This is a genomic window from Streptomyces sp. CA-251247, from assembly GCF_050952975.1.
GTDB lineage: Bacteria > Actinomycetota > Actinomycetes > Streptomycetales > Streptomycetaceae > Streptomyces > Streptomyces achmelvichensis.
Window position 1 is genome coordinate 3,477,331 of sequence record NZ_CP191861.1, and the last position, 16,791, is coordinate 3,494,121.

Genomic DNA, 16,791 nt, shown 5'->3' on the forward strand with positions numbered 1-16,791 from the left:
CGCGGTCACTTGCCGAAGGCCATCATGGTCTTCGTCTCCTTCTCCTCGGCGTCGTTGCTCGCGCTGACCCGGCCGGCGGCGAGGAAGAACCTGCCGTCGGCGTAGACCATGTGCGGGGAGTAGAAGGTGTTCTCGATCTCCGCGGTCGACTCCGGGTGCTGGAGCAGGACCTTCGGGGCACCGCCGGTCGGAGCGATCGAGGCGATGGCACCGCCGGCGTCGTAGGACGCCTCCCGGTAGACGATGACGTTGCCGCCCTCCATCTTCAGCGGCGTCATCTGGCTGTCACCGCCCGAGGGCGAGCGCCACTTGGCCTTGCCGGTGTCCAGGTTGAACGCGACGACCTCGTTGGCCTTGCCGGCCTGTGCGGGCTCGGTGGCCATGTAGAAGGTACTGACGTCGGCGGCGACACCGGTGCAGCCCTCGAGGTTCTGGCCGAAGACCACGAACGAACCGCCGCAGCGGGGCTGGAACTTGTCCTTGCCGCCGTCGATCTGCGAGCGCGGAGTGCCGTTGTCCTTGAGCGCGACGATGGACCACTTCTTCGGCTCGCGCTGGGTGAGCGAGATGACGAGCGGGCTGGTGGAGTAGACCTTGTCGATCTCCCAGCCGACGGGCGCGTTGTACGTCCACTTCGGCTTGCCGGTGGCCGGGTCGACCTCCGACAGCTGGTGCTTGGGCTTGTTGTAGTCCGAGGTGGGGCAGCTGGCGGCGGCGATCAGCTTGGGGCCACCGGCGAAGGCGAACGGCTTGCAGCCGCTGCTCGGGCCCTGGAAGATCTGCTTTCCGTCGGCCATCGAGAAGCCGTAGGAGTTGCCGGTGCCGCCCGCGGCGAGGGTGTTGCCGCTGATCGACAGGGTGAAGTCGGACAGGCCCCCGAAACCGCTGACCTTCGGGATGGACTTCTTCCAGCCCGCCTTACCGGTCTTGAGGTCGATCATCTGCAGGTTGAGGCACTTGGCCTTCTCGGTGAGACCGTCCTTGACGCCGATGACGATCCGGCCGTCGGTGGTGGTCTGCGCGGGCGCCGAGCACACCTCGGCCGGCAGCGGCAGCGTCCACTTCTTCTTGCCGTCGGTCGCCGAGTAGCCGACGACCTCCTTGTACATGGCCTTGACGACGGTGTCGCCGGCCACCCACGGGCCGAAGGTCTCCGAGCCGTTGCGGGGCAGGTCGACGTCGTTCTTCGTAAGGAAGAGGACCTTGGCCTCGCCCGGCTTGCGCCCGGCGTTGAGGTCGTCGTTGCCTTCCTCGCCGGTGCCGTTGCCGTCGCCCTGGTCAAGGGACTCGGAGGTGGACGGCTTCGGGTCGTCGCTCTTGCTGACGTTCTTCTGCTTGTCGTCCTTGTCGTCGCCGCTCAGGGCGAACCAGGTACCGCCGCCGATCACCAGGAGCCCGGCGACCGCCGCGCCGATGATGACACCGGGCTTGCCCTTGAAGAAGCCTCCGCCGCCGTTGCCGGGCGGGGTGGGCGTACCCGGGTACTGCGGCTGGGTCGGGTAGCCGCCGTAGGGACCGGGCTGCTGGCTGTAGGGCCCCGCCTGCTGGTTGTACGGTCCGGGCTGCTGGTTGTACGGACCCGGCTGCCCCGGAGGCTGCTGCGGGTAGCCGTAACCGGATGCACCGGCGGGCGGCTGCTGCGGGTAGCCGTAGCCGGGCGCACCGGCGGGCGGGCCCTGCGGCGGCTGCGCCGGGGGCTGCGGGGCGCCGTACGGCGGCTGGTTGGGCGGCTGGTTCGGCGGCTGCGGCGGCTGGTTGGGCGGCGGCGGCTGTGTCATGAGTGTCTACCTCTGAAAGGGGAGTTGGGAGAAGGGAATGGGGATGTCCGAAGGACTCGAATGACTCAGAACGCGGTCACTTGCCAAAGGCCATCATCGTTTTCGTCTCCCTCTCTTCCGCGTCGTCGAGGCCGTTGATGCGGGTGGCGGTGAGGAAGAACCGGCCGTCCGCGTACGCCGTCCGCGCTTCCGGGAAGCCGGACTCGTTCTCGACGTTCGACAACTGGTGCTTCAGCACGACGTGTCGTGAACCGCCACCGGCGGGGATGGTCGCGACGGCACCGGCGATGGTGTAGGTCGGAGCGATGTAGACCACGACGCTGCCGTCCTCGACGGTCACCGGCGTCATGGTGCGGCCCTCTCCTGCCGGTGAGCGCCAGGCGGGCCTGCCGGTGTCCAGCCCGAACGCCACCACGCTGTTGGTGTCGGTCGGCTTCGTGGCCAGGTAGAGGGCGGACGCGTCGGCGGCGACGCCGGTGCACCACCCCTGGATGTCCCCGCGGAAGGCGAGTTGGGCGCTGGTGCAGCCGGCCTCGAACTCCTCCTTGCCGAGCTGGAGTTGTGAGCGCAGTTTTCCGGAGTCCGTCAGGGCGATCACCCGGCGCTCGGTCTTCTCGCCGGTTTCGTCGAGCTGGCGCTTCAGGGCGACGACTGCCGGGGCCACCGAGTAGACCTTATCGACCTCCCATTCCGCGGGGAGCGCGTACGTCCATCTCGCCTTGCCGCTGGCCGGGTCGACGTCCTGGATCTCCTGCTTGACCTTCTCGGCATCGGTGGTGGGGCAGTCGGCGGCTGCGATCAGCCGGTTGACGCCGCCGGCGAAGCCATAGGGCAGACAGCGGGACGCCTGCCTGCCGAACAGCTGCCTGCCGTCGCTCACGCTGAAGCCGTAGGAGGTCTCGAGGCCGGCCGCGGTGACCGTGTTCCCGCCGATGGCGAGAATGAGGTCGGTGAAGCCGGTCAGCTGCTTGGGCTTGGGGACCGGGGTCTTCCAGCCCGCCTTGCCGGTCTTCGTGTCGATCATCTGAAGGACGTTGCAGCTGGCCCCCTCGGAGGGGCTGCTCCTTACGCCGACGACGATCTTTCCTTCGGCCGAGGCCTGTGGGGCGGCCAGGCACACATCGGTGCCGAGCTGCACGCTCCACTTCTTGCTGCCGTCGGTCACCGAGTACCCGGCGACCTCGCGGTACATCGCCTTGACGAGCGTGTCGCCCTGAATCCAGGGTCCGAAGATGTCGGCGCCGTTGCCCGGCACGTCGACGTCGTTCTTCCCCAGGAACAACACCTTCGCCTCACCAGGCCTGCGCCCGGCGTTGAGCTGGGCCCGGCCGGCGTCCGCGCTCCGCTGGGCGGCCGGCGCTGACGGCTTCGGGCCGCCATCACTCCGGCCGGCTCCCGCCCTGTCGTCCCTGCCGTCACCGCTGAGCGCGAACCAGGTACCGCCGCCGATCACCAGCAGCCCGGCGACCACCGCGCCGACGACGGCACCGGACTTGCCGGTGAAGAAACCGCCGCCGCCGCTGCCGGGCGGGGTGGGCGCACCGGCGGGCTGCGGCTGCGTGGCATGACCGCCGTACGGACCGGGCGCCTGGTTGTACGGTCCCGGCTGCTCGTCGTACGGCCCCGACGGGGTGTACGACGGCCGGGCCGGCTGAGGAGGAACCGCTTGCTGCGCGCCCCCGGGAACGCCGAAGTCCCCGTGCGGCGGTGGCTGCCCGGGCGGCTGAGTCATCTGCACTTCCCCCTTGTGCGGTCCTGCTGCCCGAGCCGCTCGCCTCGGTGATCCGGCGAGCGTCCTGCTCCGCGAGGAAGCGTTTCGGACATGAAATCCGCTGTCCTGTACCAGTCGAGCGGTGCTTCTTTCTATCACTCAGGGGGTGTCGAACAAGGGGCCGGTCCGCCCCTGTTCCCAAGGGAGGACCGGCCCGTGATGCCGTTGTTACGAGACCTGCACGCGCTCTCTACGCGGACGGGAAAGGCGTTCGGACTACGCGTCGTCGGCCAGCTCCAGCCAGCGCATCTCCAACTCCTCGCGCTCACCGACCAGTTCCCTGAGCTCCGCGTCCAGTTTGGCCACCTTCTCGAAGTCCGTGGCGTTATCGGCGATTTGGGAATGCAGTCGCGTCTCCTTGTCGGAGAGCTTGTCGAGCTGGCGCTCGATCTTCTGGAGCTCCTTCTTCGCGACGCGGGCGTCCCCCGACGTCCTCTCCCTGGCCGCCGGGGCGGGCGCGGCCGACGGGGCCGCGGTCTCGATCATCCTGCGGCGGCGCTCCAGGTACTCCTCGATACCGCGCGGCAGCATCCGCAGCGTGGAGTCGCCGAGCAGCGCGAACGTCCGGTCGGTCGTCCGCTCGATGAAGAACCGGTCGTGGGAGATCACGACCATCGTGCCCGGCCAGCCGTCGAGCAGGTCCTCGAGCTGGGTGAGGGTCTCGATGTCGAGGTCGTTGGTGGGCTCGTCGAGGAAGAGGACGTTCGGCTCGGCCATCAGCAGCCGCAGCAGCTGGAGCCGGCGGCGCTCACCGCCGGACAGGTCCCCCACCGGGGTCCACTGCTTCTCCTTGCCGAAGCCGAACTGCTCGCACAGCTGGCCCGCGGTCATCTCCCGGCCCTTGCCGAGGTCGACCCGGTCGCGGATCTGCTGGACGGCCTCCAGCACGCGCAGCGCCGGCGGAAGCTCGGTGACGTCCTGCGACAGATAGGCCAGCCGGACCGTCTTGCCGACGACGACCCGCCCGGCCGCGGGCTGCTGTTCGCCGTCGCTCACCGCGGCATCGGCCAGCGCGCGCAGCAGCGAGGTCTTGCCCGCGCCGTTGACCCCGACCAGACCGATGCGGTCACCCGGGCCGAGCTGCCAGGTCAGGTGCTTGAGCAGCACCTTCGCACCGGCCTGGACGGTCACGTCCTCCAGGTCGAAGACCGTCTTGCCGAGCCGGGCGCTGGCGAACTTCATCAGCTCGCTGGTGTCCCGCGGCGGCGGCACGTCGGCGATCAGTTCGTTCGCCGCCTCGATGCGGTACCGCGGCTTGGACGTACGGGCGGGGGCGCCCCGCCGCAGCCAGGCCAGTTCCTTGCGCATCAGGTTCTGCCGCTTGGACTCCTCGGTGGCGGCGATGCGCTCGCGCTCGGCGCGGGCGAAGACGTAGTCGCTGTAGCCGCCCTCGTACTCGAACACCGATCCGCGCTGGACGTCCCACATCCGGGTGCAGACCTGGTCGAGGAACCAGCGGTCGTGGGTGACGCAGACGAGGGCCGAGCGCCGGGCCCGCAGGTGCTGCGCCAGCCAGGCGATGCCCTCCACGTCGAGATGGTTGGTCGGCTCGTCGAGGACGATCAGGTCCTGCTCGGCGATGAGCAGCTTGGCCAGCGCGACCCGGCGTCGCTCGCCGCCGGACAGCGGGGCGATGACGGTGTCCAGCCCCTGCGGGAAGCCGGGCATGTCCAGGCCGCCGAACAGTCCGGTGAGCACGTCACGGATCTTGGCGTTGCCCGCCCACTCGTGGTCGGCGAGGTCCCCGATCACCTCGTGCCGCACGGTGGCCTCGGGGTCGAGCGAGTCGTGCTGCGTGAGCACGCCGAGACGCAGGCCGCTGTTCTGGGTGACCCGCCCGGTGTCGGGCTCCTCCAGCTTGGCGAGCATGCGGATCAGCGTCGTCTTGCCGTCGCCGTTGCGGCCGACGACGCCGATGCGATCGCCCTCGGAGACGCCGAGGGAGACTCCGTCGAGCAGGGCACGGGTTCCGTACACCTTGCTGACTGCCTCGACATTGACCAGATTGACGGCCATTTTTCTCCTGTACGGGGGGACGGATCGACGTCCCAGCGTAGTCGCCGTCAGCGACTCCGGTTCCGGCGTCCCGCCCGCTCGACCAGGAACCAGCCGGCGAGCGCCGTCGCGACGGCGGCCGGAGCCGTGACCCGTACGGCGACCAGCACCGCCGACCTGCCCTCCAGCATGCCGCCGAAGCCGACCATGGACAGCCCGAGGACCCCGAAGAGGCACAGCGTGATCCCGAGGGCGGCGACCGGGCCGCCTGACCTGCCGCCCGTGGACGCGGCGGGAGCGGTCGCGGGGGCGCTCGCGGCCGGGCGCTCGAAGGTGCGGAAGGCGGCGACGAGGACCGCGGTCAGCCCGGCGGCCAGGACGAGGCGGACCGGGACCTGCGCCCACCAGGCGCCGGAGGCCGGTTCCGGCAGAGCCACGTCGAGCGCGAGGAAGGCGCCGTAGACGCCGAGCATGGCGGTCAGGTGCCACAGGAACGCCGTCATCGCGATGCCGTTCGCGGCGACGACTCCTCGCCACACCCGGGCACGCTCGGCGAAGCGGGTGCCGGGGCCGCGCAGCAGCTCGACGGCGCCGACGAGCCAGAGCCCGTGGCACAGGAGCGCCAGGGTGGGCGGGGCCATGTTGGAGACCTTCTCGCCGGGCATCCCGACCATGGAGAGGGGGTACGGCCCGTACACGACCAGGGTGACGGCGGCGGCGAGCCCGCCGGCCGCGAGGGCGGCGGGGACGCGGATGCGGCCGTCGGCGCGCAGGAAGCCGAGCTGATGGACGGCGAGCCAGACGAACGCGAAGTTGAGGAACTCGACGAAGGGCACACCGAACGCGAACCGTGCCACGTCGACGGCCACGGCTCCCGCCACGAGCGCCGCGAAGGCGGCCCAGCCGTAGCGCTCGTGCAGCTTCAGCAGGGGCGGGGTGAACGCCACCATCGCGAGGTAGATGCCGATGAACCAGAGCGGCTGGGCGACCAGGCGCAGGGCGACACCGGTCAGCCCGCCGTCCCCGCCGAGGAGCTGCACCACGAGCGCGGCGGCGCCCCAGACGAGGATGAACACCATCGTGGGCCGCAGCAGTCGCTGGAGCCGTGCCCGCAGGAAGGCGGAGTAGACGGAGCCCTCGGGGTGCCGGCGGCGCAGGGAGCGGTAGGAGAGCGCGTGCGAGAACCCGCCGACGAAGAAGAAGACGGGCATGATCTGCAAGGCCCAGGTGAGCAGTTGGAGCTCGGGCACGACGGCGAGGAGATTGCCCACGCCGTCGTCGGTGACGACGGCCATCAGCCAGTGCCCCAGCACGACGGTCCCGAGAGAGGCCACCCGCAGCAGGTCTATGTACCGGTCCCGGTCCCCGGGTGTGGCGGCGGCGAGCTCACGAACGCTTGATCCCATGGCCCCACGCTCCCGTGGAGCGGGCCCGCCGGGTGAGGGCGCTGATACTCAACTCGGCTCTGAGTACGTGACCCCGGCCGACCGGTCCTCGGGACGCCGGGTGCCAGGGCGTCCGGGCAGAAGCCCCACGGCCCGTGCGGCACAGTGCCCCACCCCAGCGGCCCCTACAGGACCACCGCACCGCCCGCCGGCGACACCGCAACCCGCGCCGCTCGGCAGGTCGCGGACGACCGCAGCGCCTGTGCCACGGCCTCCGCCGTGTCCTCGTCCTTCACCAGGAACGCCGTCGTCGGCCCAGAGCCCGAGACCAGGGCCGCGAGCGCACCGGCCGCGAGCCCCGTGTCCAGCGTCGTGCGCAGCGAGGGACGCAGCGAAAGGGCCGCCGGCTGGAGGTCGTTGGAGAGCGCGGCGGCCAGCGCGGACGCGTCTCCCGTCCGCAGGGCTTCGAGCAGTGCCCCGGACGCCTCGGGCGCGGGGACCGGCACTCCCTCGTGGAGGCGGTCGAACTCCCCGTACACCGCCGGGGTCGACAGCCCGCCGTCCGCGACCGCGAACACCCAGTGGAAAGTGCCGCCGACCGTCAGCTCCGTGAGCTGTTCGCCGCGGCCGGTGCCGAGCGCCGCCCCGCCCACCAGGCTGAACGGCACATCGCTGCCCAACTCCGCGCAGATGGAGAGCAGTTCGGCGCGGGACGAGCCCAGCCCCCACAGCGCGTCGCAGGCGAGCAGCGCTCCGGCGCCGTCCGCGCTGCCGCCCGCCATACCGCCGGCGACGGGGATGTCCTTCGCGATGTGGATGTGGACGTCGGGCGACAGTCCGTGGCGCGCGGCGAGCAGTTCCGCGGCCCGCGCCGCCAGATTCGTCCGGTCCAGCGGGACCTGGCCGGCGTCCGGGCCCTCGCAGGTGACCGTCAGCCCGGCCGCGGGGCGGACCGTGACCTCGTCGTACAGCGACACCGCGAGGAAGACGTTGGCCAGGTCGTGGAACCCGTCGGCCCGCGCTCCGCCCACCGCCAGCTGGACGTTGACCTTCGCGGGGACGCGTACCGTCACCGGCCCGGTGTTCGTGGCGCTCACGCCTTGGCCTCCGCGATCCGCGCGAACTCCTCCACCGTCAGGGCCTCGCCGCGCGCCTGCGGCGAGATGCCCGCGGCGACCAGGGCCGTCTCCGCCGCGGCGGGCGATCCCGCCCATCCGGCGAGCGCGGCCCGCAGTGTCTTGCGGCGCTGCGCGAACGCCGCGTCGACGACGGCGAAGACCTCGCGCTTCGTCGCGGTCGTCTTCGGGGGATCCCTGCGGACGAGGGACACCAGACCGGAGTCCACATTGGGCGCCGGCCAGAAGACGTTGCGCCCGATGGATCCGGCCCGCTTCACCTCGGCGTACCAGTTCGCCTTCACGGAGGGGACGCCGTAGACCTTGTTGCCGGGTGCGGCCGCGAGCCGGTCGGCGACCTCCGCCTGCACCATCACCAGCGTCCGCTCGATGGTCGGGAAGCGGTCCAGCATGTGCAGGAGGACCGGCACGGCGACGTTGTACGGAAGGTTCGCGACCAGCGCGGTCGGCTCCACGCCGGGCAGTTCGTCGACGAGCATGGCGTCGGAGTGCACCAGCGAGAAGTTCGCGACCCGCTCGGGCAGCCGGGCCACGATCGTGGAAGGCAGCGCCGCCGCCAGCACGTCGTCGATCTCCACCGCCACGACCCGGTCGGCCGCCTCCAGCAGCGCCAGGGTCAGCGACCCGAGCCCGGGCCCGACCTCGACGACCACGTCGTCCTCGCGGACGCCTGCCGTGCGGACGATCCGGCGGACGGTGTTCGCGTCGATGACGAAGTTCTGGCCGCGCTGCTTGGTGGGGCGTACGCCCAGCGCGGCGGCCAGTTCACGGATGTCGGCGGGGCCGAGGAGGGCGTCGGGCTCAGTGGTGCTCACCGATACAGCCTACGGCCGCAGTGCGGCCACGGACTCGCCCCCCTTTGCACGTAGAGCTTCTTGGCCCGGAAGGTCTGCTCCGAGGAGGAGGCGTCCTGGGGCCGTCCGCTGCCGCCGAGGGCTTGCCAGGTCCCGGTGTCGAACTGGTACAGCCCGCCGTACGTCCCCGACGCGTCCACCGCACCCGACCGTCCGCCGGACTCGCAGTGCGCGAGGGCGCCCCAGTCCAGCCCGTCCGCCCCCTGCACGGAGTCCGGCAGCTGCCGGGTGCCGACCCTGACCCGCTGGGTGACCGGCTGCCGCACCATCTCCTCGGCGATCCTGCGGGGCTTCTGCCGCACACCGTTGACGGTCCGCAGGGCGTAGGTGACACGGCGCACACCGGGCCTGCCCTGCTGCTCGACGACCTCCGTCCCGGCGAAGAGGGCGGAGTCCCGGGTCCGCACGACGTCGAAGCCGACGGGCTCCTCGCGCACCTGCTGGGTGCCGGTGATGCGCATGACCGTGACGGTCTGCCCGTCGCGGGGGAAGCTGCCGAGCGGTACGGAGGTGGTGTCCTGGCCACCGAGCGCGATACCCGCGTCGTGGAGCGCCTCCTGGACGGTGGCGGCGTTCGTCCGGACGGTCCGCTCGCGGCCGTCGGCCATGAAGGTCACGGTCCGCTCGGTCCGCACGTCCAGGGCGAGACCGCTGCGGGAGATGGCCGAGGAGCGCGAGACGGACATGTAGGCGCCCTCGGCCCGCACCCCGAGCTGGCGCAGCGCCTCGTCGACGGTGCGGGCGGTGGTCCACACCTGGCGGCGCTGCCCGTCGAGGGTGAGCGTGACGGGCCGGCCGTAGCGGACGACGATGTCGTCGCCGCTGGCGAGATCGGCGCCGGGGCCGGGGGCGACGATGTCGTGCCGGCCGACGTCCAGCCCCTCGTCGTCGAGCAGCTCCTGCACGTCGTCGGCGAACGTGTGCATGGTGCGGGGCACACCGTCGACGGTGAGGCGTACGTCCTTGTCGCTGGCGACGAACGCCGAGGTCCCGCCCGCCAGGAAGGCGACGACGAGAGCCTGGGGCACGAGCTTGCGGAAGGTGTCGGGCCGGTCGGCGGTCTTCCGCCGCCGCGCGGCCCTGCGGGCCTCGGCCCGGCCGGAGGGCGGCGCGGGAAGTTCGGGGACGCCCGCGGCGCGGACGGCGGAGTTCTGGCGCGGCAGGGCGAGGGCGGCCACGGTCGGCGCGTAGGCGGCGGCGTACGCGCCGGCGGATCCGGCGCCGGGCTCCCCGGGCGGGGGGATCTCGTACGGGTCGGGTGGACGAGGACCGGTCACCGGCAGGTCGTACGGCGCCGGGCCCCCGGTCCGCATCACCGGCAGGTCGTACGGGCCCGGGCTCCCGGTCCGCGTCACCGGTGCGTCGTACGCGCCCGGCCCTCCGCCCGGTGCCGGACCGGCATATGTGGGCGTCCAGCCTCCTGCCGTGCGCGGGTCCCGCGGGAGGGACGGCTCCGTGGGGCCGGGTGGTTCGTACGGCTCAGCGGCTCTGGTCGCGGCGCGGCGAACGCCTCGTGCGGCACGGTGACTGCCCTGCGAATTGCTCACGACGCTCCGTAAGGTCCGGTTCCGGTCCGCCCGATGGCGTTGCGGCCCGGGACACTATCGGAGCCGTGGTCACTCTCCAAAGTGACTCGACTACACAGTGTCGCGTCGACATCCTGTGCGAGGCCTTCCGCAGGGCTCGGCCCGTTGTCCCTCAGTAACCGAACGCCTCGGCGGTGTTGGCGGCGACAGCCGCCGCCAGGGTGTCCTCGTCGAGCCCCTTCACCACGGCCATGGCCCGCAGCGTGACCGGAATGAGATACGGCGCGTTAGGCCGTCCGCGGTACGGCACCGGCGTGAGAAACGGCGCATCCGTTTCGACGAGCACGAGCTCTCGGGGCGCGACGGCGAGCGCGTCCCGCAGCGGCTGCGCGTTTTTGAAGGTCACATTGCCGGCGAAGGACATGTAGTAGCCCGCGGCCGCGCAGATCTCCGCCATTTCCGCGTCGCCGGAATAGCAGTGGAAGACGGTCCGTGCGGGTGCGCCTTCCTCGGCGAGAATGCGCAGGACATCGGCGTGCGCCTCGCGGTCGTGGATCACGAGGGCCTTGTCGTGCCTTTTCGCGATCTCGATATGCGCGCGGAAGGAGCGCTCCTGGGCCGCGACTCCGTCGGGGCCCGTGCGGTAGTAGTCGAGTCCGGTCTCGCCGACCGCGCGCACCTGCGGCAGCGCGGCGAGCGCGTCGATCTCGGCGAGCGCGTCGTCGAGCGCACTGTCACCGCCGCCCTCACGCGCCCCCTGCCGCGACCACCCATCCGGATCCCCCAGCACGATCCGCGGCGCCTCGTTGGGGTGGAGCGCGACGGCGGCGTGCACGGCGTCGTGGTCTGCCGCCGTCTGCGCGGCCCAGCGCGAGCCCTTGATGTCGCATCCGACCTGCACGACCGCCGTCACTCCCACCGCGGCCGCCCTGGCCAGCGCCTCCTCGACCGTGCCCTCCTGCATGTCCAGGTGGGTGTGGGAATCGGCGACCGGGACCCGCAGGGGGTCGGGCAGCGGCGGCGGGTCGGACTTCGCACTCATGGGCGCGATCCTACGAGGCCCGCGCCCGCGAGCTCACTTGCGGTGGAAGGGGTGGAGCAGATCGGAGAGATGCCAGTGGTGCGCCGGCTTCTCCGGGCTCCCTGCCTGCTGCACGACCGTACTGTCCGGCTGCTGCACCCCGTCCCCCTCCGCCGATGCCTTCCGGGCGGGACGCGCGGGCTTCGCGGGGCGGCGCGCGGCGGGACGCGCCATCAGGTCGAGTACCGAGGAGACCTGTCCGGACCGCATGATCCTGACGACATGCCCCCCGCAGTTGGTGCAGGTCGGGCTCGAGAGCGGCGACGGCACCCGCACCCCGTCCGCCTTGTAGACGATGAATTCCTGGCCGGCGCCGTCCACATGGTGCTCTATTTCGTAGGACTGCTCCCAGCCGTGCCCACAGCGCATGCAGCAGAACGCGTATGCCTCATGGACCTTGGCGGTGCCTGTGACCTCACTCATGCCAGCTCCTCTCCACCGATCCAGTGGACGCCTTTGACGGCGGGAGCGCATCAGCGCCTGTCGATTAATGGATTAGTCTTGGGCCTTCCCATGCACAAAGGGGCAGGACACGGTCTGCGCTTTGCCTTTTACGATAGTCCTTTGCCGTCCCCGGGGGCCGGACGATCCGCATTCTTTGCCGCCACGACGGCATCGAACACCTCGCGTTTGGGCAGGCCTGCTTCGACGGCGACCGCCGCAATGGCCTCCTTGCGCCGCTCCCCCGCCTCTTCGCGCACCCGCACCCTGCGCACCAGCTCCTCGGCGTCGAGATCTCCGGGCCCGGCGGCCGGCGCACCCTCCACCACGACCGTGATCTCACCGCGTACGCCCTCGGCAGCCCACGCCGCCAGTTCTCCCAGGCCGCCGCGCTTGACCTCTTCGTACGTCTTGGTCAGCTCGCGGCAGACCGCGGCCCGGCGCTCGGGGCCGAAGACCTCGGCCATCGCGGCGAGGGTGTCGTCCAGGCGGTGGGGCGCCTCGAAGTAGACGAGCGTGCGCCGCTCGGACTCGACCTCGCGCAGCCGGCCGAGCCGTTCGCCCGCCTTGCGCGGCAGGAAGCCCTCGAAGCAGAAGCGGTCGACCGGCAGTCCCGACAGGGCGAGCGCGGTGAGGACCGCGGACGGGCCGGGGACGGCCGTGACCTTGATGTCCTTCTCGACGGCCGCGGCGACCAGCCGGTAGCCGGGGTCGGAGACCGAGGGCATGCCCGCGTCGGTGACCAGCAGCACCCGGGCGCCGCCGGCGAGTGCCTCGACGAGCTCCGGCGTACGGGCGGTCTCGTTGCCCTCGAAGTAGGAGACGACCCGCCCCGTGGTGTGCACACCGAGGGCCTGGGTGAGCCGGCGGAGCCGCCGGGTGTCCTCGGCGGCGACGATGTCGGCGCCCTCCAGCTCGGCGGCGAGCCGGGGCGGCGCGTCCGTCACATCGCCGATGGGCGTCCCTGCGAGTACCAGCGTTCCTGTCACACGGTCCATCCTCCCAGGGCCGTGCGCACGACTCGCACAGTGGCGTTCCCTACGATGGCGCGGTGACCAGTACCGCGCCGAAGACCCTTCAGGGCAAGGACGCCGATCCGCAGCCCGCCGGCTGGCAGCAACGGCTGCGCAGATTCGGCTACGCGCCCCGGCCCGTGATCGGGCTGCGCGAACGCCTGGTGCCGCCCTACACCCGCCCCTCCGAACGGCTGTGGCCGGTGTTCGGCATCCCTCCGGCCGTGGTGAACCCGCTGCTGCGGACGGCGGCCTGGGGCGGACCGCTGCTGGTCGCGCTGGTCGCGGGCGTGCTCCGGTTCTGGAACCTGGGCTCGCCGAAGGCGGTGATATTCGACGAGACCTACTACGCCAAGGACGCCTGGGCGCTGATCAACCAGGGGTACGAGGGCAGCTGGCCGAAGGACATCGACAAGTCGATCCTGCGGGACCCCTCGTCCGTCCCGATCCCCACCGACCCCGGCTATGTGGTCCATCCGCCGGTCGGCAAGTGGGTCATCGGCATCGGCGAGCAGCTGTTCGGCTTCACGCCCTTCGGCTGGCGCTTCATGGTGGCGGTGCTCGGCACGCTGTCGGTGCTGATGCTGTGCCGCATCGGCCGCCGGCTGTTCCGCTCCACGTTCCTCGGCTGTCTCGCGGGAGCGCTGCTCGCCGTGGACGGTCTGCACTTCGTGATGAGCCGTACGGCTCTGCTCGACCTGGTGCTGATGTTCTTCGTGCTCGCGGCCTTCGGAGCGCTGGTCGTCGACCGGGACTGGGCGCGCCGCAGACTCGCGGCCGCGCTGCCCGTGGACGAGGACGGCGTGCTGCGGCCGGACGCCACGGTCGCGGAGACCCTGCGGCTCGGCTGGCGGCCGTGGCGGCTGACGGCGGGCCTGATGCTCGGCCTGGCCGCCGGCACCAAGTGGAACGGCCTCTATGTGATGGCCGCGTTCGGTCTGCTGACGGTGCTGTGGGACGTGGGCACCCGCCGCACGGCCGGCGCCGTGCAGCCGTACAGGGCGGTGCTGAAGAAGGACCTGGTGCCCGCCTTCGTCTCGACGGTGCCGGTGGCGATCGTCACCTACATCGCGTCCTGGACCGGCTGGATCGTCACCGACAAGGGCTACTTCCGCGACTGGGCGGGGACGGCGGGCAAGGGCGGCAGCTTCACCTGGCTGCCGGACTGGCTGCGCAGCCTGTGGCACTACGAGACCGAGGTCTACCAGTTCCACGTCAACCTGACCTCGGGCCACACGTACCAGTCCAACCCCTGGAGCTGGATCGTGCTGGGCCGCCCGGTCTCGTACTACTACGAGTCCCCGTCCGCGGGGATCGACGGCTGCCCCTCGGACGCGGCCGACAAGTGCGCGTCCGAGGTCCTGGCCCTCGGCACCCCGCTGCTGTGGTGGGCGGCCTGCTTCGCGATCGCCTACATCCTGTGGCGCTGGCTGTTCCGCCGCGACTGGCGCGCGGGCGCGATCGCGTGCGGCATCGCGGCCGGGTGGGTTCCGTGGTTCTTCTACCAGGAGCGCACGATCTTCCTGTTCTACGCGGTGGTGTTCGTGCCGTTCCTGTGTCTGGCGGTCGCCATGATGCTCGGCGCGATCCTGGGCCCCCCGGGCTCGGACGAACGCCGCCGTGCGATCGGCGCGATCGGCGCGGGTGTGCTGGTGCTGCTGATCATCTGGAACTTCATCTACTTCCACCCGCTGTACACGGGGACGCCGATCCCGGTTGAGGACTGGCGGAACAGGATGTGGCTGGACACCTGGGTGTAGCGGGGTGGTTCGGACCCGTCCCGGCGCGACGGCGTGGGCCGGCCTCCCTGGCTGCCTGACGCCCTGCGCTCTCCGGAACCGCCCGCTACCTGAGTGACCACCACCTCACATACCGTGACTCGATGGCCTTCCATGAGCTACTCGGACCGTCGATAGGTGCTCTGGCGACACTGGCTGGTGTTGTCGCCGGAGGTGGCATCGGTAGCCGTTCGCAAGAACGCCACTGGATGAGAAACGCCCGGCGTGAGGCGTGTGCTGACGTACTCCGCGCGTACGTCATCCTCCATGGCCAGCTCGGCCGTTGGGCCCGTCGAGGGGAACGGCCCGACATCGAATGGTCGGAATGGGGCCACGCGATGAACATGGTCCGACTGGTTGCGACACCCGATGTGATCGCCGCCGGCGATGCGATCAACGCCGAGTTGTGGCAGATCGAGCGCAAACTCAAGTCCGGTCAAGGTGGACTCGAGAACTGGCTGGTCTATCAAGAACAACTGGAAGCCAGGCATCTGCAGTTCATCAACGCCGCAAGGGGAAACCTGGATCGCCGCAGCGCCGGCCTGAGCAGGTCGGTAGGAAGGCCCCCCGCCGACCACCCGATGTGGCGGTCGTCCTGAGTCGTGCACTGCCACCCGCAGGGTCCGGCGCACCCGGGCAAGGATCCGTCGCCGCACGTCCCCCCGGAGCACGGCGGCCCCCGTTCCGGTCGCCCGTGTTCAGGCCGTACGCGCGGCCTTTCCCAAAGAACGGACGAGAGAAAAGAACCCCACCGAACCCCACCCCTCCCCGCCCGTCGGCCGCTCTCACCCTCAGGGGTGAACATCGCCAACTGGACTGGTGGCGAGCCGGGTTACGTGTTCTAGGCTCACCGCGACACACCACCACGTACCGCAGAAATGCGACGGCCCCCGGCCGGGACTCGCAATCCCGATCGAGGGCCTGACCACCGAGGAAGAAAAGGCTTCCCGATGGATACCCAGCAGCCTAGCGTGCCCTCGCACGCCCCGCCCGGAGTTGCCGACGCACCACCCGGCGTCGTCCGCACACGGGCCCGAAGCAAGCCGCGCGAGCGGCAGCCGTACGGCGTCACGCACGCCAACACCCGCCACACCAGCCGCTTCACGGTCATCGGCAACCACCTCGCGCAGCACTCCCAGCTGTCGCTGCTGGCCATCGGCCTGTCCGTGCACATCCAGTCCCTGCCGACCGGCGCCCGTGTGGACATCAAGACCCTCGCCGCGCGGTTCCCCGAGGGTGCGGACCGCATCTCCGGCGCTCTGCGCGAGCTGGAGGCCCACGGCTATCTGCGGCGCGAACGCGAACGCGTTCCCGGCGGCCGGATCGTCACCCGCACCGTCTCCTGCAACCAGCCGGGGGCCGAGCGGAACCGTCGTCCCGGCAGAGCCGCCGACCGGTGCGTGCCCGAGCGGTCCGTGCCCGACCGCACCTGCCCACCGCCGGCCCGCCCGACCGCGCCGGTCGCGAGCGGGCCGCGCCAGGCGTCTCGCCGCGCACCCGCGGCCCCGCCCGTACCGCAGCCCGCCTTCCCCGCCGAGACCCTCCTGCGGGCCGCCACCGACCTTCTCGCGGGGCTGCACCACCAGGACCCACGCCTGCTGCTCTCCGCACGGGACGCGGAAACCCTGGCACCGGGAGTGGCCGCCTGGCTGGAGCGGGACGTCGGCCCCGTCGCCGTACGGCACGCCCTGACCTCCGGCCTGCCGCCCGACGGTGTGCGCCGTCCCATCGGCTTTCTCGCGCACCGGCTCACCGCGCAGCTCCCGCCGCCACCGCCGTTCCGCTCATCCGTCTCCCGGACCCCGCTCCCGCTCCCTTTCCAGAACTGCGACTCCTGCGACCGGGCTTTTCGCGCTGCGGAACCGGGAGACTGCCGCGCCTGCCACACCGCGAAACCCCGTGCCGGCGGGGCAAATCCACCGTAACGTCCGCGGTTCCGGGCCGATCGTCGCGGTCTCGTAACAGCATCGAAGACGATCACCCCCGTCCCGTAGAGTGCACGCGATACATGCCCTTGAACGTGTTCAAGGAAG

13 protein-coding genes are annotated in these 16,791 nt (G+C 71.2%); 3 read left to right on the forward strand and 10 right to left on the reverse strand.

What is annotated here, in order from left to right; genetic code table 11:
* Positions 1-5: 5 nt before the first annotated feature.
* The 10 genes from ACQPWZ_RS15175 to rsmI form a co-directional block, all read right to left on the reverse strand.
* Entirely contained in the window at positions 6-1,778 is a 1,773-nt protein-coding gene (locus ACQPWZ_RS15175) for a PQQ-binding-like beta-propeller repeat protein (protein WP_433571602.1), read from the reverse strand.
* A 76-nt stretch (positions 1,779-1,854) separates the two neighbouring features.
* Positions 1,855-3,510 carry a PQQ-binding-like beta-propeller repeat protein gene (locus ACQPWZ_RS15180; RefSeq protein ID WP_433571603.1) on the reverse strand — a complete coding sequence of 552 codons (1,656 nt, stop codon included), beginning with the start codon at positions 3,508-3,510 and terminating at the stop codon, positions 1,855-1,857.
* Positions 3,511-3,765: 255 nt separating this feature from the next.
* Positions 3,766-5,565, reverse strand: coding sequence for an ABC-F family ATP-binding cassette domain-containing protein (locus tag ACQPWZ_RS15185; protein ID WP_433571604.1), 1,800 nt, complete (start codon positions 5,563-5,565; stop codon positions 3,766-3,768).
* A gap of 47 nt (positions 5,566-5,612) precedes the next feature.
* The gene (locus ACQPWZ_RS15190) at positions 5,613-6,950 is read right to left on the reverse strand and encodes an acyltransferase family protein (RefSeq protein WP_433571605.1); all 1,338 of its coding nucleotides are present in this window, start codon (positions 6,948-6,950) and stop codon (positions 5,613-5,615) included.
* 164 nt (positions 6,951-7,114) lie between these two features.
* Positions 7,115-8,026: a 4-(cytidine 5'-diphospho)-2-C-methyl-D-erythritol kinase gene (locus ACQPWZ_RS15195; RefSeq protein WP_340473599.1), complete on the reverse strand. Its 912-nt coding sequence runs from the start codon at positions 8,024-8,026 to the stop codon at positions 7,115-7,117.
* Positions 8,023-8,880 carry a 16S rRNA (adenine(1518)-N(6)/adenine(1519)-N(6))-dimethyltransferase RsmA gene (gene rsmA, locus ACQPWZ_RS15200; RefSeq protein ID WP_313945836.1) on the reverse strand — a complete coding sequence of 286 codons (858 nt, stop codon included), beginning with the start codon at positions 8,878-8,880 and terminating at the stop codon, positions 8,023-8,025. Before rsmA ends, ACQPWZ_RS15195 begins: the two co-directional genes overlap by 4 nt.
* Positions 8,877-10,232, reverse strand: a complete 1,356-nt coding sequence (locus ACQPWZ_RS15205; protein WP_433573824.1) for a ubiquitin-like domain-containing protein — start codon at positions 10,230-10,232, stop codon at positions 8,877-8,879. The genes rsmA and ACQPWZ_RS15205 overlap by 4 nt, the downstream gene beginning before the upstream one ends.
* 385 nt (positions 10,233-10,617) lie before the next feature.
* On the reverse strand, positions 10,618-11,487 hold the full coding sequence (locus tag ACQPWZ_RS15210; protein ID WP_340473602.1) for a TatD family hydrolase: 870 nt from the start codon (positions 11,485-11,487) through the stop codon (positions 10,618-10,620).
* A 33-nt stretch (positions 11,488-11,520) separates the two neighbouring features.
* Positions 11,521-11,949 (reverse strand): hypothetical protein, encoded by a 429-nt coding sequence (locus tag ACQPWZ_RS15215; RefSeq protein ID WP_340473603.1) that lies wholly within the window; start codon positions 11,947-11,949, stop codon positions 11,521-11,523.
* Between the two features lie 128 nt (positions 11,950-12,077).
* Positions 12,078-12,965 carry a 16S rRNA (cytidine(1402)-2'-O)-methyltransferase gene (gene rsmI, locus ACQPWZ_RS15220; protein ID WP_433571606.1) on the reverse strand — a complete coding sequence of 296 codons (888 nt, stop codon included), beginning with the start codon at positions 12,963-12,965 and terminating at the stop codon, positions 12,078-12,080.
* Positions 12,966-13,018: 53 nt separating this feature from the next.
* Between rsmI and ACQPWZ_RS15225 the strand changes: the two genes are divergently transcribed.
* The 3 genes from ACQPWZ_RS15225 (at position 13,019) to ACQPWZ_RS15235 (ending at position 16,683) form a co-directional block, all read left to right on the forward strand.
* Complete coding sequence (locus tag ACQPWZ_RS15225) at positions 13,019-14,740, forward strand: dolichyl-phosphate-mannose--protein mannosyltransferase (RefSeq protein WP_340473605.1); 1,722 nt, start codon at positions 13,019-13,021, stop codon at positions 14,738-14,740.
* A 122-nt stretch (positions 14,741-14,862) separates the two neighbouring features.
* On the forward strand, positions 14,863-15,357 hold the full coding sequence (locus tag ACQPWZ_RS15230; RefSeq protein ID WP_383233434.1) for a hypothetical protein: 495 nt from the start codon (positions 14,863-14,865) through the stop codon (positions 15,355-15,357).
* Between the two features lie 351 nt (positions 15,358-15,708).
* Positions 15,709-16,683, forward strand: a complete 975-nt coding sequence (locus tag ACQPWZ_RS15235) for a helix-turn-helix domain-containing protein (RefSeq protein WP_433571607.1) — start codon at positions 15,709-15,711, stop codon at positions 16,681-16,683.
* Positions 16,684-16,791 lie beyond the last annotated feature (108 nt).